Origin of the sequence: Acidihalobacter prosperus, assembly GCF_000754095.2 — a bacterium.
Lineage (GTDB): Bacteria > Pseudomonadota > Gammaproteobacteria > DSM-5130 > Acidihalobacteraceae > Acidihalobacter > Acidihalobacter prosperus.
The window spans coordinates 579,856-597,722 of record NZ_JQSG02000003.1 but is presented as its reverse complement, the minus strand read 5'-3'; the positions used below and the strand labels follow the sequence as shown (position 1 = coordinate 597,722).

General features: G+C 60.0%; 15 protein-coding genes. 8 read left to right on the top strand and 7 right to left on the bottom strand.

Going from position 1 to position 17,867, the window contains the following annotated elements; all coding sequences use genetic code 11:
- Positions 1 to 11: 11 nt before the first annotated feature.
- The 7 genes from ubiD to dnaA all read right to left on the bottom strand — a co-directional run bounded on the left by ubiD (position 12) and on the right by dnaA (position 10,551).
- Positions 12 to 1,478: a 4-hydroxy-3-polyprenylbenzoate decarboxylase gene (gene ubiD, locus THPRO_RS09525; RefSeq protein ID WP_038087756.1), complete on the bottom strand. Its 1,467-nt coding sequence runs from the start codon at positions 1,476 to 1,478 to the stop codon at positions 12 to 14.
- Positions 1,475 to 2,281: an exodeoxyribonuclease III gene (xth, locus tag THPRO_RS09520; protein ID WP_038087759.1), complete on the bottom strand. Its 807-nt coding sequence runs from the start codon at positions 2,279 to 2,281 to the stop codon at positions 1,475 to 1,477. Before xth ends, ubiD begins: the two co-directional genes overlap by 4 nt.
- Positions 2,281 to 4,323, bottom strand: a complete 2,043-nt coding sequence (locus tag THPRO_RS09515) for a M3 family metallopeptidase (protein ID WP_038087762.1) — start codon at positions 4,321 to 4,323, stop codon at positions 2,281 to 2,283. Before THPRO_RS09515 ends, xth begins: the two co-directional genes overlap by 1 nt.
- Before the next feature lie 34 nt (positions 4,324 to 4,357).
- Positions 4,358 to 6,757: a DNA topoisomerase (ATP-hydrolyzing) subunit B gene (gene gyrB / locus THPRO_RS09510; protein ID WP_038087764.1), complete on the bottom strand. Its 2,400-nt coding sequence runs from the start codon at positions 6,755 to 6,757 to the stop codon at positions 4,358 to 4,360.
- A gap of 26 nt (positions 6,758 to 6,783) precedes the next feature.
- On the bottom strand, positions 6,784 to 7,857 hold the full coding sequence (recF, locus tag THPRO_RS09505) for a DNA replication/repair protein RecF (RefSeq protein ID WP_052064109.1): 1,074 nt from the start codon (positions 7,855 to 7,857) through the stop codon (positions 6,784 to 6,786).
- A gap of 17 nt (positions 7,858 to 7,874) precedes the next feature.
- Positions 7,875 to 8,972, bottom strand: a complete 1,098-nt coding sequence (dnaN, locus tag THPRO_RS09500) for a DNA polymerase III subunit beta (protein WP_038087768.1) — start codon at positions 8,970 to 8,972, stop codon at positions 7,875 to 7,877.
- A 247-nt stretch (positions 8,973 to 9,219) separates the two neighbouring features.
- Positions 9,220 to 10,551: a chromosomal replication initiator protein DnaA gene (gene dnaA, locus THPRO_RS09495; RefSeq protein WP_038087770.1), complete on the bottom strand. Its 1,332-nt coding sequence runs from the start codon at positions 10,549 to 10,551 to the stop codon at positions 9,220 to 9,222.
- Positions 10,552 to 10,748: 197 nt separating this feature from the next.
- Here dnaA and rpmH point away from each other — a divergent pair, with 197 nt between their 5' ends.
- The 8 genes from rpmH to THPRO_RS09455 all read left to right on the top strand — a co-directional run bounded on the left by rpmH (position 10,749) and on the right by THPRO_RS09455 (position 17,867).
- The gene (gene rpmH, locus THPRO_RS09490; protein ID WP_038087773.1) at positions 10,749 to 10,883 is read left to right on the top strand and encodes a 50S ribosomal protein L34; all 135 of its coding nucleotides are present in this window, start codon (positions 10,749 to 10,751) and stop codon (positions 10,881 to 10,883) included.
- Between the two features lie 8 nt (positions 10,884 to 10,891).
- Positions 10,892 to 11,236, top strand: a complete 345-nt coding sequence (gene rnpA / locus THPRO_RS09485) for a ribonuclease P protein component (RefSeq protein ID WP_038087777.1) — start codon at positions 10,892 to 10,894, stop codon at positions 11,234 to 11,236.
- 4 nt (positions 11,237 to 11,240) lie between these two features.
- Positions 11,241 to 11,489, top strand: a complete 249-nt coding sequence (gene yidD / locus THPRO_RS16275; protein ID WP_236717286.1) for a membrane protein insertion efficiency factor YidD — start codon at positions 11,241 to 11,243, stop codon at positions 11,487 to 11,489.
- Positions 11,482 to 13,122, top strand: a complete 1,641-nt coding sequence (yidC, locus tag THPRO_RS09475) for a membrane protein insertase YidC (protein WP_038087782.1) — start codon at positions 11,482 to 11,484, stop codon at positions 13,120 to 13,122. Before yidD ends, yidC begins: the two co-directional genes overlap by 8 nt.
- A gap of 1 nt (position 13,123) precedes the next feature.
- Positions 13,124 to 14,473 carry a tRNA uridine-5-carboxymethylaminomethyl(34) synthesis GTPase MnmE gene (mnmE, locus tag THPRO_RS09470; RefSeq protein ID WP_038087785.1) on the top strand — a complete coding sequence of 450 codons (1,350 nt, stop codon included), beginning with the start codon at positions 13,124 to 13,126 and terminating at the stop codon, positions 14,471 to 14,473.
- A gap of 85 nt (positions 14,474 to 14,558) precedes the next feature.
- On the top strand, positions 14,559 to 16,442 hold the full coding sequence (mnmG, locus tag THPRO_RS09465) for a tRNA uridine-5-carboxymethylaminomethyl(34) synthesis enzyme MnmG (protein WP_065089548.1): 1,884 nt from the start codon (positions 14,559 to 14,561) through the stop codon (positions 16,440 to 16,442).
- Positions 16,443 to 16,444: 2 nt separating this feature from the next.
- A complete protein-coding gene (gene rsmG / locus THPRO_RS09460; protein ID WP_038087789.1) occupies positions 16,445 to 17,089 on the top strand; it encodes a 16S rRNA (guanine(527)-N(7))-methyltransferase RsmG in 645 nt (214 codons plus the stop codon).
- Positions 17,076 to 17,867, top strand: a complete 792-nt coding sequence (locus tag THPRO_RS09455; RefSeq protein WP_065089547.1) for a ParA family protein — start codon at positions 17,076 to 17,078, stop codon at positions 17,865 to 17,867. The genes rsmG and THPRO_RS09455 overlap by 14 nt, the downstream gene beginning before the upstream one ends.

Genomic DNA, 17,867 nt, shown 5'->3' with positions numbered 1-17,867 from the left:
CCGTAAGCGGATCAGCCCAGATTCAGGCTGGGCCAGAGCGCATCGACGCGAGCCTTCACGCCCTCATCCATCTCGATGGGGCGCCCCCATTCCCGTTGCGTCTCTCCAGGCCATTTGCTGGTCGCATCCAAGCCCATTTTGGAGCCGAGTCCAGACACGGGCGATGCGAAATCAAGATAGTCGATGGGCGTATTGTCGATAAGGACCGTGTCTCGTATCGGATCCATGCGTGTGGTGACGGCCCAGATCACATCCTGCCAGTTCCGCGTGTCGATGTCCTCGTCCACGACGATCACGAACTTGGTATACATGAACTGCCGCAGGAAGCTCCAAACGCCCATCATCACGCGCTTGGCGTGCCCAGGATACTGTTTGCGCATGCTGACGACGGCCATCCGGTACGAACAGCCCTCCGGCGGAAGATAGAAGTCGACGATTTCTGGAAACTGCTTTTGCAGCAGCGGCACGAAGACCTCGTTGAGCGCAAGGCCCAGCACGGCAGGTTCGTCCGGTGGGCGCCCGGTGTAGGTGCTATGGTAGATGGGGTCGCGCCGATGGGTCATCCGGTCCACGGTCAGAACGGGGAAACGATCGACTTCGTTGTAATAACCCGTATGATCGCCAAACGGCCCTTCATCGGCCTCATCGTCGGGCATGATACGCCCTTCAAGCACGATTTCTGCCGACGCAGGCACGGACAGGTCCGAGCCCAGGCACTGCGTTAATTCGGTCTTGCTGCCACGCAACAAACCGGCAAACGCATATTCGGACAGGCTGTCGGGCACCGGCGTAACCGCCGCCAGGATCGTGGCCGGATCGGCGCCTAGCGTTACCGCGACAGGGAAACCCTCGCCAGGGTGTGCCTTCTGCCAGTCGCGGAAATCCAACGCGCCACCACGATGCGACAGCCAGCGCATGATCACCCGATTTCGCCCTATTACCTGTTGCCGATAGATGCCCAGATTCTGTCGCTCCTTGCATGGACCCCTGGTTGTAACCAGTCCCCACGTGATCAGCGGACCCGCATCTCCGGGCCAGCATGTTTGCACCGGAAGGCGTGAGAGATCGACATCGTCACCCTCGAGCACCACCTCGTGGCAAGGCGCAGCCGTCACCAGTTTAGGCGCCATATCGAGAATTTTTCTGAATATGGGCAGGCTCTTCCATGCTGCCTTGAGTCCCTTTGGCGGTTCGGGCTCCTTAAGGAATGCCAGCAACTTGCCGACTTCACGCAGGGCTTCGACCGATTCCTCGCCCATACCCATCGCCACGCGCTCCGGTGTACCGAATAAATTCGCCAGTACCGGAATCTGGTGGTTCCTCGGATTTTCGAACAGAAGCGCTGGCCCGCCGGTTCTCAGTATGCGGTCGCATATCTCCGTCATCTCAAGTACGGGATCGACCTCCACCGCGATACGTCGCAATTCACCGCGCGACTCGAGTTGGCGCATGAAATCCCTGAGATCGCGGTACTTCATCGTGCCTGTACATCCATTGCGTTATCCAGATCGAATTCGCCGATCACCGGCGCATGGTCGGACGGTCTGTCCCAACCACGTGGCGTACGATCGATCCAGGCGCGAGTGCAACGCTTTGCCAATGCCGTATTGGCCAGTAGCAGGTCGATTCTCAAACCGAGATTTCGACGAAAGCCCGCTGCGCGGTAGTCCCACCACGAAAATGAATTATCAGGTTGCTCAAAAAGCCTGAAGGTATCCTTGAAGCCCAGCGATTTGATGTTTTCCAAGGCGGACCGTTCCTGTACCGAACAAAGTATCTTGTCTCGCCACATATCCGGGTCGTGTACGTCCTCATCGGCTGGCGCAATATTGAAGTCGCCAAGGATTACGTAATAGTCGTAAACGCCTACGTCCGATCGTACGTAATCCGTCACCTTATCCAGCCAGTGCATTTTATACGCGAACTTGTCCGAGCCGACTTCCTGTCCATTCACGACATACAGATTCAATATTCTCAGATTCCCAATATCGGCGGCCAGTATTCGTCTTTGCGGATCGTCAAGACCCGGGATGTCGGTCAGCGGGTTTCGAATTTCATAGTGAGTTCTCGCCAATATCGCGACGCCGTTATACGTCTTTTGGCCCGAGTAAAGCACCTCGTAACCCAATTCCGAAAAGTGATCGGCGGGAAAACGGTCGTCCGGAAGTTTGGTTTCCTGCAAGGCAAGAATGTCGGGTTTTTCCGCGTCTAGCCACTCAATCACGTGCGGAAGCCGTACATTGAGCGAATTGACATTCCAGCTTGCGATTTTGACCGGCATCAGGCCGCTATCCCCATATGTTTGAGGAGCGCATCGATCCTGGGCTCGCGTCCACGAAACCGCTTGAATAGCTCCATGGCCGGCTTCGAACCGCCCATTTCCAGAATATTCTCGAGGAATGCCGTTCCCGTACTGCTGTCGAAAAGGCCCTTTTCCTCAAATTTCGCGAACGCATCTGCCGATAGGACTTCGGCCCATTTGTAGCTGTAATAACCTGCCGCATAACCACCGCCGAATATATGCGCGAAGCTGTGCTGGAAACGATTGAAGGCAGGCGGCCTTACCACCGCCACCTCCTGTCTGACCTCATCGACGATGGCCTGAATCTCCGCCGCATTCGGCGCTGTTTCCAACATGTGGAGACGCATGTCCACCATCGCGAACTCCACCTGCCTCAGCATCTGCATGCCTGCTTGAAAATCTCGGGTAGCCAGTAACGAGGCTCTCAAGGTGGCCGGCAGCGAGGCGCCGGTTTCATAGTGACCGGAAATGCTTTCGATGACTTCGTCCTGCCAACACCAGTTTTCCATAAATTGGCTCGGCAATTCGACGGCATCCCACTCAACTCCGCGTATACCCGAGAGCTGTGCATACGGCACTCGAGTGAGCATGTGATGAAGTCCGTGGCCGAATTCATGAAACAGCGTAACGACCTCGTCGTGCGTGAACAGGCCCGGTTTACCATCAACAGGCGGTGAGGAATTACATGTCAGGTAAGCAACCGGGTGACGAACACCATCGGCCGCCGCGTGATAAGCCCTGCATTCGTCCATCCATGCGCCACCGCGCTTATGCTTGCGCGCGTGCAGGTCGACATAAAATTGTGCTCGGAGCTCGCCCGTACTGTCGTGCACATCGTAGAAGCGGACATCCTCATGCCAGGTTTCAATCTTGGCGTCGCTGAGCGAAATACTGATGCCGAACAGTCGATTGGCAAGGTTGAATAAGCCTTGCAGAACACGATCGACCGGGAAATACGCTTTGACTTCCTCTTCACTGTATTGGTATCGATGCTCTCTCAACTTCTGCGTGGCGTACGCCATGTCCCATGATTGTAACTGTGGTATATCAAGTTGCTCCGCAGCAAAGGCTCGTAATTCGTCCAATTCTCGTTGAGCTGCCTGACGCGACCTTTCTGCAAGATCTCGCAGAAAATCCATCACTTCCTCTGCCGACGAAGCCATCTTGGTCATCAACGATTCTTCGGCAAAATTTCGCATACCCAGCAAATGTGACAGTTGCAGCCTCAGATCCAGAATCTCACACATGATCTCGGAATTATTCCAGCGTCCGGCTTGCGGTCCCTGGTCCGACGCTCGTGTGGCATAGGCGGTATAAATCTGCTCGCGCAGGTCGCGGTCATCGCAATAGCTGATAACGGCATCGTAGGAGGGAAAATCCAGAGTCAGACGGTAACCGGCTTCGCCAAGTGTAGCGGCTGCCTGTCTGGCCTGTGCCAAACCCGATGGCGTCATGCCCGCAAGCCGGTGTTGGTCGCTGACGTTCACGCTCCAGCCATCCGTCGCATCCAGGAGATTCTCTTCGAATTTCGACTGCAAGGCCGACAGTCTCTGCTGCAACCTGGAGAACACTTCCTTGTCTGCCGGTGCCAGGTCGACACCGGAAAGATGAAAATCCCTCAAGGTATCGTCGACCAGTTTGCGCTGGGTTTCATCCAGCGCCAGCTCTTCCGCACGCTCGGACAGATCACGCCAAAGCTCGTACAAGGCGCGGTTGTGACCCAACTCAGTGTGATAGGCCGAGATCAACGGCAGGCAGGCGTTATAGGCCTCGCGTAATGCCTCGTGGCTGGAAACCGCATTCAGATGCCTGACCGGCGACCATACCCGCTCAAGCCCCTCGTCCAGTTCTGCCGCCCACTCCGCCACGTTGTTCCAGTTCGCCGGTTCGCCACTGTCGAGACGCTCAAGGATGCGTCGGCGATTGTCCGCCAGCTTTTGCGTAATCGCCGGTACCACGTGAGCGGCCTCGATGCTCGCGAATGCGGGCAGCCCGTGGGATTCGAGCAGTGGGTTATACATGGGGCACCTAAATTTAAATTATTGATATATAAGTTTAAATATCAATATTCTCGGCTTTGAGAGCATTCGCTTCGATGAAATCGCGACGCGGTTCCACCTGATCTCCCATCAGTGTCGTGAACACTTCGTCTGCCGCAATCGCATCCTCGATCCGTACCTGGAGCAGCCGCCGCGTCTCGGGATTCATGGTGGTTTCCCACAGTTGATCCGGATTCATCTCGCCCAGACCCTTGTAACGCTGAATGGAAACGCCGCGTTTGCCTTCCTCGGTCAGCCAGTGCATGACCTCGGCGAAGTGACCGACCGGCTGACTGCGTTCGCCTCGTTGGATAGAGGCACCCACTTCCAGCAGTCCATCGATGCGCTCCGCCAAACCATTGAGCAGCGCGAACTCCGCCGACTGAAAGAACGCCATCGGAATCTCTTTCGCGCTATCAAGTCCGTGCTGCGTGCGGATCAATCTAATAACCGCATGCGCTTCATCCACCTCGACCCGTAGCGTCGCTGCCTCCAGTTTTGCGTTGGCGCGCTCGGTCAGGATTTGAAGCCAATTGCGGAGCGACGGCACATCATCCACTTGCTGGCGCAGCGGCAGGAACATCATCTCGCCAGTCACCTCCGACGGATAACGCCTTGCCAGTCGTCGGACCGTTGCGACGCAGGCTTGATAGCGTTTCGCTAGATCACCCAGCGCTTCCTCGCTCAAAGGCGGTGCAACGGCATTGATATGCAATTGCGCGCCGTCCAGCGCGTTTTGCAGCAGATACGCCGTCATTTCCGCGTCGTCCTTGACGTAATGTTCCTGCTTGCCGCGTTTGATCTTGTACAACGGCGGCTGTGCGATGTAGATATGCCCGCGTTCGACAAGCTCGTGCATCTGCCGATAGAAGAATGTCAGCAGCAACGTGCGAATATGCGAGCCATCGACGTCCGCATCGGTCATGATGATGACGCGATGGTAGCGCAGCTTGTCCGGGCTAAATTCATCACGGCCGATCCCGCAACCCAGCGCAGTGATCAGCGTGCCGACCTCCGCCGAACCCAGCATCTTGTCGAAACGTGCCTTCTCGACATTCAGTATCTTGCCCTTGAGCGGCAGGATTGCCTGCGTCCGCCTGTCTCTGCCCTGTTTTGCGGAGCCGCCTGCCGAGTCACCCTCCACCAGGAAAAGCTCAGATAACGCCGGATCCCTTTCCTGGCAGTCCGCCAGCTTGCCCGGCAACCCCGCAACGTCAAGCGCCCCTTTGCGGCGCGTCATCTCGCGTGCGCGCCGGGCCGCCTCTCTTGCCCTTGCGGCATCGATGATCTTTGCCACGATGGACTTGGCTTCGACCGGATTTTCCAGCAGGAAGCTTTGCAGACGCTCCGACATCTCGGATTCGACCACCGCCTTGACCTCGGAAGAAACCAGTTTCTCCTTGGTCTGAGAGGAAAACTTAGGATCCGGCACCTTGACGGACAATACGGCTGTGAGGCCTTCTCGCGCATCGTCGCCGCTCATCGAGACCTTTTGTTTTTTGCTGATGCCTTCGGCCTCAAGATACTGGTTCAGCGTCCGCGTCATCGCCGCGCGGAACCCCGCCAAATGCGTACCGCCATCCTTTTGCGGGATGTTGTTGGTGTAGCAGAAGATGGTTTCCTGGTAGCTGTTGTTCCACTGCAGCGCGACTTCAACGCCGATGCCGTCACGTTCCGCCGTGAAATAGAGCACCGTCGGGTGCAATGGTTCCTTGTTGCGGTTCAGGTGCGCCACGAAGGCGTTGATGCCGCCTTCGTATTGAAAGACATCACGTTTATCGTTGCGCTCATCCGATAGCTCGATGCGCACACCCGAGTTCAGGAATGACAGTTCGCGCAGTCGCTTGGCGAGTATGTCGTAGTGGTATTCGGTGTCGCCAAATATTGACGGACTTGGCTTGAAGTGAACCATCGTGCCGGTCCTATCGGATGGTTCGCCCCGGACAAGTGCCGTCGCCGGCTCACCCATGCGGTAAGTTTGACGATGAACATGGCCTTCCCGGTATACCGTCAGCTCCAACCACTCGGAAAGCGCATTTACCACCGATACGCCTACGCCGTGCAGTCCGCCCGAAACCTTGTATGAATTGTCATCGAACTTCCCGCCCGCGTGCAGCACGGTCATGATGACTTCCGCGGCCGGCCGCCCTTCCTCGGGATGGATGTCCACTGGGATGCCGCGGCCGTCGTCTTCGACCCGTATGGAATTGTCGGGCTTGATCTCGACCTTGATCGAATGGCAGTGACCAGCCAGGGCTTCATCGATCGCATTGTCAACGACTTCGAAGACCATATGGTGTAAACCGGTACCGTCATCGGTATCGCCGATGTACATGCCCGGGCGCTTGCGCACGGCATCCAGCCCTTTCAGTACCTTGATATTCGACGAGTCGTAGCGCTTTTGGGTCTCAGACATAGGTTCACCTCGATGGCAGCGGCCCATTATAACAGTTCGCTCAACCGCCCATGTTCCACGTGGAACATACGATGGTCGCCATGCATAAACGGTTGGGCATCGTCCAGACTCAACGCGCTGACAAAGCACTGGCCTGAGCGTTTTCCGATTGCATCCGCGACGAGCCGTACCGAATGCGCATCAAGTTCGGAAGCGATATCGTCGATCATCAGCGTGCAACTGTGTCCTGCGTTCGATTCGTACAGGGTCATCTGGGTCAACATCAACGCCACCGTAACGCGTTTGATCTGACCTCGTGACAGCGCGGTTGCGGCAGGTTCGCCTCTGTGCAGAACGGTCAGATCGGCACGGTGGGGCCCAACCATGGCCGAGCCGAAACGTATGGCGCGTTGACGGTGTTTGCCCAATGCGTCCAGAAGGGGCGTATTGACATGCCAACCGGGCTCATAGACCAGCACCCGGTCTTCAGGCTCAGGCCAAAGCGGGTCCATAGACGAAAGAGATGCGAGCAACTCTGACAGATAAAACCGGCGACGGCGGTCAATGTCCTCGCCGTGAACAGCCAGCGCTTGTTCCAGGCCGTGTAGGATATTGCGATCAATCCGTCCCTTGAGCGCGCAATTGTACTGCGCAAGCGCACGGCGGTACTGGCGCCAAACGGCATGAAAACCGGCATCGGCATAAAAACAGCCCCAATCCAGAAAGGCCCGGCGATGCGCCGGACCCGAGGTCAGCAGACGATGGGAGTCGGGGTGGATGATCTGTACCGGCAAGGTGCGCGCGGTCTGGGCCACGCTGGTGGCGTCGGTGCCGTCGATTCTAAAGCGATTGCGCTTGCCGGCACGCTGAAAACCGATACGTGTGATACGCCCATCGCGGCGAACCGAGCCTCTGACCCAGCATTCGGATTCGGTCGAGGAGACGACACGGTCCAGTTGACTCGTGCGGAACGAACGCCCCAACGAAAGCAGATGAATGGCTTCCAGCACGCTGCTCTTGCCGGCCGCGTTGTCTCCCGTGATCAGGTTGACACCAAAGCCCGGCGAAAACGCCCCCTCGGACAGGTTGCGTATATTCGAATAAGCGATCTCGGTCAGCACACGGGCAATGCGCCAGGCTACAGGCGCATGGGCATGACCACGTACAGCGCGCTTGGTTCGTCCGGATCGGTGATCAGCACGCTGCTGCTCGAGTCCTTGAAACAAAGCTGAAGCGTATCGCCGGATACCGTTGCGATCACATCCATCAGATACGTCAGATTGAATCCAATATCCAGACTCTCACCGTCGTAGTCCACCTGCAGATCGACCTGCGCTTCTTCCTGCTCGGGGTTGTGAGCCTCGACACGCAGCAATTGTCTGTCGAGCCCGATCCGTACGCCTCGGTACTTCTCGTTGGAGAGAATGGAGACACGCTGCAGCGCCTGGCGCAGCGTTTCGCGTGAGACGGTCAGTATTTTTTCACCGCCGCTTGGAATAACGCGCTTGTAGTCGGGGAAGCGTCCATCGATGAGCTTTGACGTAAACCGGACGTCATCGAACTCCAGGCGAATCGCCTGAGTGCCCAGGTGGATCGTCACCTGGGCATCGCGTTCGTCCAGCGTACGCACGAGTTCCATGATTGCCTTGCGGGGCACGATCACCGCATGTTCGCCGCTACCCGGCGCGTTATCCAGTTTCGCCAGCGCAAGGCGATGGCCATCCGTGGCGACCGCGGTAACCTGGCCGGGATTGACCTCGAGCAACAGGCCGTTGAGGTAGTAGCGCACATCCTGCTGAGCCATCGCGAACGAACTGTGGACCAGCAAGCCCTTGAGCTGCGCTTGATTGAGCGAAAACTGGGCCTGCGCCACGAATTCATCCAGGTTCGGATACTCGCTGGCGGGCAATGTCACCAGGGAGAATCGACTACCGCCCGATTTGAGTATCGCGCGCCCTTCCTCGAAATCCAGCGATATCTCGGCATCCTCGGGCAAGGCCTTGCAGATTTCATAAAGCTTGCGTGCAGGCAGTGTCGCGGCCCCATCTTCCCCATCGATCAGAAAGCAATGGCTCACCAGCTCGATTTCGAGATCGGTCGCGGTCAATCTCATCCGATTGTTCTCGATTTGCAGCAGCACGTTACCCAGTATCGCCATGGTCTGTCGGCGCTCGACCGCACCGATAACGCGCTGCAAGGGTTTGATGAGTTCTGAACGGCTGATCGTAAAACGCATGGTCGGCTTCCAGTGTCGGTGGGTCGGCTGGTTATTAAGGTTTAAAAAATAAAAGATGATAGTAATAGGCTAGCGGCCTTTCTGTGCATAACTATCATAAATATATGATTTAAAGGTTATTTATGGGCGATATCGGTTAGGGTAAGCGGGCGCCCCGGCTGTCATCTAGCTGTGGATAAGTTGTTCGCCATTTTGCACCCGATCGGACTTCAAGACTATTTATACAGCTTATCCACAGGTCGTTCCGCTAGCTCGTCAACAGTCTTACCAGATTGGTGTAATCCTCTTCCATACGGGCATCGCTTGCCCTTAACTCCTTGATTTTACGGCACGCGTGCAACACGGTGGTGTGGTCGCGGCCGCCGAAGGCATCGCCGATCTCAGGCAGGCTGTGACTGGTGAATTCCTTGGAAAGCGACATCGCCAGCTGACGCGGGCGCGTAATCGAACGGCTGCGGCGTGTCGACAACAAGTCCGCGACCCTGATGTTGTAGTACTGCGCAACGATTTTCTGGATGTTGTCGAGCGTGACCAGCTTGTCCTGAAGTGCCAGCAGGTCGCGCAGGGCCTCCTTGGTGAAGTCGAGGGTGACCTCGCGGCCGCTGAATTGCGCGCTTGCGATGATTCTGCGCAGCGCTCCTTCCAGTTCGCGGACATTGGACCGGATACGTTTGGCTACGAAGAAGGCGACCTCGTTGCTCAATGCGATCCCGGCGGCCGTGGCCTTGCGCTGCAGAATCGCTACCCGCGTCTCAAGCTCAGGCGGCTCTATTGCTACGGTCAATCCCCATCCGAAACGCGATTTGAGACGTTCTTCCAGCCCGTCGACCTCCTTGGGATAACGGTCGCAGGTCAGGATGATCTGCTGCTGGCCTTCGAGCAGCGCGTTGAAGGTGTGGAAGAACTCTTCCTGGGAGCGTTCCTTGTTGGCAAAAAACTGGATATCGTCTATCAGCAGCGCGTCGACCGAGCGGTAGTAGCGTTTGAAGTCGGCGATCGCGTTGTGCTGCAGCGCCTTGATCATGTCGCCGACGAAACGCTCCGAATGCAGATAGATGACCCTCGCGTTCGGGCGCTGCTTGAGAATGGCATTGCCAACGGCGTACATCAGGTGTGTTTTGCCGAGGCCGACGCCGCCGTAGATGAACAGCGGGTTGTAGGCCCGGCCGACGTTTTCCGCGACCTGAAACGATGCCGCGCGCGCGAGCTGATTGGACTTGCCCTCGACGAAATTGTCGAAGCTGAAGCTCGGGTTTATGTTGTGCCGCGCACTGGCCCGGCGCTCGATCTCGGCGCCGGACTTGCGGGCCGGGCTGGCCTTGGGACGACTTTCCGCGCTTCCGACCTCGATCAGGACCGGAAGATCCGCGCGCTGACTGAGGTCGGCGACGATCTCGCTGATACGCCCGAGAAAGTGCTCGCGCACCCAGTCGAGCACGAAGCGGTTGGGGGCCAGAAGACGCAGGGATTGGGCCGACTCGTCGGCATGCAGTGGACGCAGCCAGGTGTTGATCTGCTGTTCGGATAGTTCGTTTTGGAGCTGGGCAATGCAGGATTGCCAGAGTGGACTGCCAGCCAAAGCTTGCCCCCTGGGGGATCGGGAAAACGGATGAGATCGTATGACGCTCGACGGACGAAAGAGTGTATACGCAGGCATCATCCGGTTCCACTTGGCTAGGTGGCACGTACTTGACACCATGACGGGCGCCGCGTAACTTTCCCCCTCTTTTTCCTGAGCCCGGGATGGCCCGGTCTCGCCAAGTGGATTGAACCGATATGAAACGTACGTTCCAACCCAGCAATCTCCATCGCAAGCGCACCCATGGTTTCCGCGCGCGCATGCGTACCCAGGGTGGCCGTGCCGTGATCGCCGCACGCCGAGCGAAGGGTCGCCATCGCCTGACGCCGTAACGTCGGCCATGATTCCGGCACAGTCCTTTCCGCGCTGTGCCAGGCTGACGGAAGCCGCCGACTACTCACGCGTATTCGCGGGGAGGCACAGGTCTGGCGGCCGCGTCTTTTTGCTGAAGTGGACGCCGAACGACACCGGCAGAGCGAGACTGGGGCTAGCGATATCCCGCAAGTGTGCCAAGCAGGCGGTGGTCAGGCAGCGAATCAAGCGCGTAATCAGGGAAAGCTTCCGTCAACGGCGGTTGGCGTTTCCGGCGGTCGATATCGTGGTAATGTGCAGACCGGATGCAGCCAGACTGGACAAGCGGCGCCTGCGCGAGGCCTTGGAGCGACAGTGGCAATCGATCGGATAAAACCATGCGTGGTTTGCTGATCTTACTGATCAAGGGTTACCGCCTGTTCCTGAGCCCGTATATCGGGCAGCATTGCCGATTCCAACCGACATGCTCCGCCTATGCCATCGAGGCGTTGGAACGTTTCGGCGCCATCAAGGGTGGTTGGCTGGCGGTCCGGCGCCTGTCCCGTTGCCATCCCTGGCATCCGGGCGGCCATGATCCCCTTCCGAACGAACCCATAAAACAACCAACAAGTCGACACGATGGATAACTTCCGCCCCCTGCTGTACATCTCGTTGCTGTTCGTGCTGTTCGTGATCTGGCAGGACTGGCAGCATGCCCATCAGCCCAAGCCACCGGTTGCAACGGCGACGCAGGGCGGCGGCGGTATGACGGCGGACAAGGGCACGGGCGTGCCGAGCGTCACGCGGGGGGCACCTCCCGCCGCCGCAAGCGTACAGGGCGCCGGGCAGGGCGAGCGCATCCACATTCGCACGGACGTGCTCGATCTTACGCTCAGCACGCGCGGCGGCGATATTCTTGAGGCGAGGCTGCCGACCTACCCGGTGTCGGTCAACAAGCCGAACGACCCGTTCACCCTGATGTTCGATCGTGACGGTACCTTCGTAGCGCAATCGGGTCTGGTTTCGGCCGATGCGAAACGGGCGCCGGACCATTACGCGCTCTATCGCACCACGCAGACGTCCTACGACATGAAGCAGGGCGAAAACACGCTGCGCGTGCCGCTGACCTGGACCGGGCCGGAGGGTGTCAAGGTGACCAAGACCTATATCTTCCACCGTGGCAGCTTCCTGGTCGATGTCGACTACCGCATCGAAAACGCCGGCACGAAACCCTGGAAGGGGATGCTCTATTCGCAACTCGTGCACGGACCACTGGAGAGTCACAGCAGTTTTCTTCAGGCTCACTCCTACCAGGGCGCGGCCTACTACGACGGCAGCTATCAGAAGGTGCCCTTCGATGACATGGCGAAATCGCCCTTGTCCAAGACGGTCAAGGGCGGCTGGATGGCCATGGTGCAGCATTACTTCCTGGTGGCCTGGATACCCGCGAAGGATCAGGATTACGATTACTACAGCAAGGCCGTGACGGGCGGCAATCAGCCGCTTTATCTGATCGGCTATCGCACCGGAGCGGTCGATGTCGCGCCCGGCGGCGATACGCGGGTAGGCAGCCGCATGTGGATCGGGCCAGAGCTCCAGGAGAAGCTGGAGAAGGTGGCGCCGGGCCTCGATCTGACTACGGGTTACGGCATTTTCACCGTCATCGCCAAGCCGCTGTTCTGGTTGCTCAGCAGAATCCACGGCTTCGTCGGCAACTGGGGTTTCGCGATCATCCTGCTGACCCTGATGATCAAGCTCGCTTTCTACAAGCTGTCCGCGACGAGCTATCGTTCGATGGCGCGCATGCGCAGCCTGCAGCCCAAGATGCAGGCACTCAAGGAGCGCTATGGCGACGACCGCCAGAAGCTCAGTCAGGCCACGATGGAGCTATACCGGACCGAGAAGATCAATCCGCTCGGCGGCTGTCTGCCGATCGTGGTGCAGATCCCGGTATTCATCGCGCTTTACTGGGTGCTGCTCGAAAGCGTCGAACTGCGCCAGGCGCCATTCATCTTCTGGATTCATGACCTGTCGACGAAGGATCCCTACTTCGTCCTGCCGGTGATCATGGGTATCACCATGTTCCTGCAGCAGCGCCTGAACCCGGCGCCGATGGACCCCCTGCAGAAACGCATCATGACCATCATGCCGCTGGGTTTTGCCGTGTTCATGGCCTTTTTCCCTGCAGGCCTGGTGCTCTATTGGGTGGTCAACAATACGCTTTCGATCGCCCAGCAATGGCTGATTACCAAGCGTATGGAAAAAGACAGCGGGAAATAGCATGAGCGCGCCTGACGAGCGCGACACCATTGCCGCCATCGCCACCGCGCCCGGGCGCGGTGCGATCGGCATCGTCAGGGCCAGCGGGCCGCAAGCCCTGGCGCTCGCGCAACGCTTGACCGGGCGCGATCCGCCCGCACCACGTACGGCCGTTCTGCGCACCTGTCTGGACCACCGCGGCGAGGCCATCGACCAGGGTCTGCTGGTGTGCTTTCCCGGCCCGGATTCCTTCACCGGCGAGGATGTGATCGAATTCCAGGGGCATGGCGGCCAGCTTCTGCTGCACCTCATCTGGGAGCGTTTGCTGGCACTGGGCGCGCGACCGGCCCGCCCCGGGGAATTCAGCGAGCGGGCATTTCTCAACGGGCGCATCGATCTGACGCAGGCGGAAGCCATCGCCGACCTGATAGACGCAGGCAGTCGGCAGGCGGCGCGCGGTGCGATGCGGTCACTGCGCGGCGAGTTCTCGTCCCGCGTCGAGGCGCTGCGCACCCGCCTCGTAGGCCTGAGAATCGAGCTGGAAGCGGCGATCGATTTCGTCGACGAGGATGATGTCGGACCAATCGGCGATCGCCGCCTGACGGCCTCGCTTGCGGACGTTGCCGCGAGCCTCGACGCATTGCTGATGCAGGCGGAGCAAGGACGCAAACTGGCTCAGGGCGCTGTCATGGTCATCGCCGGGGCGCCCAACGTGGGCAAGTCGAGTCTGCTCAATCGGTTGGCAGGCGACGACATGGCGATCGTCACGCCCATTGCCGGAACCACGCGCGATCTGCTGCGCACCGATGTCGTGATCGCCGGCATGCCGGTACGGATCGTTGATACGGCGGGCATTCGAGAAACCGAGGATCCGGTGGAACGCGAGGGCGTTGCGCGAGCGCGACAGGCGATAGATCAGGCAGACCTGATTCTGGCGATGGACACGGGCGACGAGCCGACAGACGGCGTGACATCGGTCACGCTGCCGCCGCAGATACCCGTGCTGCGCGTTAGGAACAAGATCGATCTGAGAGGCGAGCCCGCAGGCTGGTTAAGCGGTTCTGACGTGCTCGGCGTCTCGGTGCTGACCGGGGAAGGGATGGATCTGCTGACCGACGAGCTGGCGCAGCGGCTCGCCGGAGCTGCACAGGGCGAATCGACCTTCACGGCGCGGCGTCGGCAGGTGCAGGCGCTCAAACAGTGCGCCGACGCGGTCGAGGCGGCGCGCGCGGGCCTGCAGCAAGGACTCGGCATCGAGCTGCTGGCCGAGGACTTGCGCCGTGCGCACGATCGACTGGGCGAGATCACCGGCCGCGTCACGCCGGACCAGTTGCTCGGAGAGATTTTTTCGACCTTCTGTATCGGCAAGTAACGACCGCAGGCAACGCATTTTGACGGTCCGGCTTGCTTGCCGGACAATGTGTCCGGCTGCGGTTAAGTGCCGCGTGGGAAGGCTAATGAACGAACAGTACGATGTCATTGTGGTCGGTGGTGGCCACGCCGGTACGGAAGCGGCGCTTGCCGCCGCGCGTATGGGCGCGCGCACGCTGTTGCTCACACACAATATCGAAACCATCGGGCAGATGAGCTGCAATCCTGCGATCGGTGGCATCGGCAAGGGTCATCTGGTCAAGGAAATCGATGCCATGGGGGGTCTCATGGCAGCCGCTGCCGACCGCGCAGGCATACATTTCCGGACCTTGAACGCGCGCAAGGGTCCGGCCGTGCGCGCCACGCGTGCGCAGGCCGACCGCAGCCTATATCGCGCGGCCGTGCGCGCGGCCGTGGAGACGCAGCCCGGTTTGAGCGTGTTCCAGCAGTCGGTCGACGATCTGATCCTGCAGGGCGGGCGCGTCACGGGTGTGGTGACGCAAATGGGGCTGCGTGTGAACGCGGCCAGCGTGGTGCTGACTGCGGGAACCTTTCTGGCGGGCCGTATCCACATAGGGGAGCATCAACGGGAAGGCGGTCGCGCAGGGGATGCGCCCGCCACGACGCTTGCGGCGCGGCTGCGCGAACTGCCGCTCGGTGTCGGCAGGCTCAAGACGGGCACGCCGCCGCGGATCGACGGCAGGAGCATCGATTACAGCGTGCTCGAAATCCAGCCTGGCGACGAGCCAAGACCGGTATTCTCGTTTCTGGGTTCGCGTGATCAGCATCCGCGACAAGTGGCCTGTCATATCGCGCGGACCAATCCACGAACGCACGCGTTGATTGCCGAGGCAATGGACCGCTCCCCGCTCTTTTCGGGCCAGATCGAGGGCGTTGGGCCCCGTTACTGTCCGTCCATAGAAGACAAGGTCGTCCGGTTCGCTGATCGCGACTCGCATCAGATTTTCGTGGAGCCCGAAGGGCTGGATACCCGCGAGATCTATCCGAACGGTATTTCGACCAGTCTGCCGTTCGATGTCCAGCTCGCGCTGGTGCGCAGCATCCGGGGTTTCGAACAGGCCCACATCACCCGGCCCGGCTACGCGATCGAATACGATTACTTCGACCCGCGCGGGCTTGCGGCATCGTTGCAGTCGCGTGAAATCACGGGGCTTTTTCTGGCCGGTCAGGTCAACGGCACGACCGGTTACGAGGAAGCGGCTGCGCAGGGTCTGTTGGCGGGCGTCAATGCCGTGTTGTGGCAGCGTGGCGAGCCGCCTTGGTCGCCGGCCCGCCACGAGGCGTACCTCGGCGTGCTGATTGACGACCTGATCACGCAGGGGACCCTTGAACCCTACCGCATGTTCACCAGCCGCGCGGAATACCGGCTGATGCTGCGTGAGGACAACGCGGACCTGCGGCTGACGCCGGTGGCGCGGCGTCTCGGGCTGATCGACGACGACCGCTGGGCCGCCTTCGAGCGCAAGCGCGAGGCCATCGAACGCGAGCAGACGCGCGCCTACGATACGCGTTTGACGCCGGAGGACTGTCGGCAGGGCGACCTTGCCGACCGCATGGGACAGATACCCGTGGAGCCACTGCGCGTGGCCGAGCTTCTACGACGCCCCGGCGTGAGCATGCGCGACCTGCAGGCGGCGGGTGTCTACCGCTGTGCGAGCGAGGACGAGGCCGTGCTGGAGCAGGTCGAAATACAAGCCAAGTACGCCGGGTACATCGAACGGCAGACGGCGGAAGTCCGCCGCAACCTGAGTCAGGAAGGTCTGGAAATCCCCGGTGACCTCGACTATGCGGCGGTCGACGGGCTTTCGCATGAAGTCCGCCAGAAGCTGTCCCGGCATCGACCGCGGACGCTGGGGCAGGCCTCGAGGATATCCGGCGTGACGCCGGCCGCTATCTCGCTGTTGCTGGTGCACCTTCGTCGCCGGCACGGCGAACGGGTTTCCGCCTGAACATGGATGGCGTGGTCGTTGCCCGCCTCGAGGCGGGCCTGGAGGCGCTGGGCCTGGATCGGGACCCGGAGCGGATTCAGGCCCAGCAACATTACCTCGAACTGATGGTGCGCTGGAATCGGGTGCACAATCTCACGGCCATACAGGGCGACCGCGAACTGGTGTCGCATCACTTGCTCGACAGTTTGTCCATTCACCGATTTCTGCACGGCGACCGTGTGCTCGACGTTGGTAGTGGTGCGGGCCTGCCCGGGATTCCATTGGCCATCTACCATCCGGCGCGCCATTTCACCTTGCTGGACGCCAGTGCGAAGCGCGTGCGCTTCCTGCGGCAGTGCGCACTGGAGCTGGGCCTGGACAACGTCGTCGCCGTGCACGCACGGATCGAGCGCTACACGCCCGTGGAGGGCTTTGCTACAGTCGTCAGCCGGGCATTCGCGACCCTGGCCGATTTCACGCTGGCGGTCAGACACGCCGTGTCACCCGGTGGGCACATGCTGGCGATGAAGGGCCGCTATCCGGCTGCGGAACTGGATGCCCTGCCGACGGGCGTGCGGGTGCATGCGGTGCACGAATTGCAAGTGCCGGGGCTGGACGCCCGGAGACATTTGGCGGACCTCGGCTGGGAAGCGAATGACCACAACTAGGATCAGGGCGCTGGCCAACCAGAAGGGCGGCGTCGGCAAGACCACGACCAGTGTCAACTTGGCGGCGTCGCTCGCGGCGACGCGCCGGCGCGTGCTGTTGGTGGACATGGACCCGCAAGGCAATGCCACGATGGGCAGCGGGGTAGACAAATACCATCTCGCTTACTCCGCCCTCGATCTCATGCTGGGCGATGTCGGCGCCAGCGATGCGATACGTCCGGCGGCGGACCACGGCTACGACATCATTCCGGCCAACGGCGATCTTACCGCGGCCGAGGTCGGTCTGATGCAGGTGCAGGAAAAGGAATACCGCCTGCGCGCCGCGCTCGAGCCGATACTCGGACGTTACGATTACGTGCTCATAGATTGTCCGCCGTCGCTGAACATGCTCACGGTCAATGCGCTGGCGGCCGCGCATGGGGTCGTGATACCGATCCAGTGCGAATACTATGCGCTTGAAGGCCTGACTGCGCTGATGAAGACCATTGAGCGGATTCGCGAGAACGTGAACCGCGAGCTGGAAATCGATGGCCTGCTGAGGACCATGTTCGACCCCAGAAACAATCTGGCGAACGACGTGTCCGCGCAGTTGATCGCGCACTTCGGAGACCGCGTATACCGGACCATCATTCCGCGCAACGTGCGTCTGGCCGAGGCACCGAGCTACGGTATCCCCGTATTGAACTATGATCGCGCCTCCAGCGGAGCGCTGGCGTACCTCGCGCTGGCTGGCGAGATCATCCGGCGCGACGAGCGGTCACGAAACGGTACCGATTAG

What these genes read in the sequence shown, in the direction of transcription:
- xth (WP_038087759.1), bottom strand. Translation starts at nt 2,281, where the DNA reads ATGCCGGTCAAAATCGCAAGCTGGAATGTCAATTCGCTCAATGTACGG.
- rsmG (WP_038087789.1), top strand. Translation starts at nt 16,445, where the DNA reads ATGGATGGCGTGGTCGTTGCCCGCCTCGAGGCGGGCCTGGAGGCGCTG.
- rnpA (WP_038087777.1), top strand. Translation starts at nt 10,892, where the DNA reads ATGATTCCGGCACAGTCCTTTCCGCGCTGTGCCAGGCTGACGGAAGCC.
- gyrB (WP_038087764.1), bottom strand. Translation starts at nt 6,757, where the DNA reads ATGTCTGAGACCCAAAAGCGCTACGACTCGTCGAATATCAAGGTACTG.
- ubiD (WP_038087756.1), bottom strand. Translation starts at nt 1,478, where the DNA reads ATGAAGTACCGCGATCTCAGGGATTTCATGCGCCAACTCGAGTCGCGC.
- THPRO_RS09515 (WP_038087762.1), bottom strand. Translation starts at nt 4,323, where the DNA reads ATGTATAACCCACTGCTCGAATCCCACGGGCTGCCCGCATTCGCGAGC.
- dnaN (WP_038087768.1), bottom strand. Translation starts at nt 8,972, where the DNA reads ATGCGTTTTACGATCAGCCGTTCAGAACTCATCAAACCCTTGCAGCGC.
- yidD (WP_236717286.1), top strand. Translation starts at nt 11,241, where the DNA reads ATGCGTGGTTTGCTGATCTTACTGATCAAGGGTTACCGCCTGTTCCTG.
- THPRO_RS09455 (WP_065089547.1), top strand. Translation starts at nt 17,076, where the DNA reads ATGACCACAACTAGGATCAGGGCGCTGGCCAACCAGAAGGGCGGCGTC.
- rpmH (WP_038087773.1), top strand. Translation starts at nt 10,749, where the DNA reads ATGAAACGTACGTTCCAACCCAGCAATCTCCATCGCAAGCGCACCCAT.
- mnmE (WP_038087785.1), top strand. Translation starts at nt 13,124, where the DNA reads ATGAGCGCGCCTGACGAGCGCGACACCATTGCCGCCATCGCCACCGCG.
- yidC (WP_038087782.1), top strand. Translation starts at nt 11,482, where the DNA reads ATGGATAACTTCCGCCCCCTGCTGTACATCTCGTTGCTGTTCGTGCTG.
- mnmG (WP_065089548.1), top strand. Translation starts at nt 14,559, where the DNA reads ATGAACGAACAGTACGATGTCATTGTGGTCGGTGGTGGCCACGCCGGT.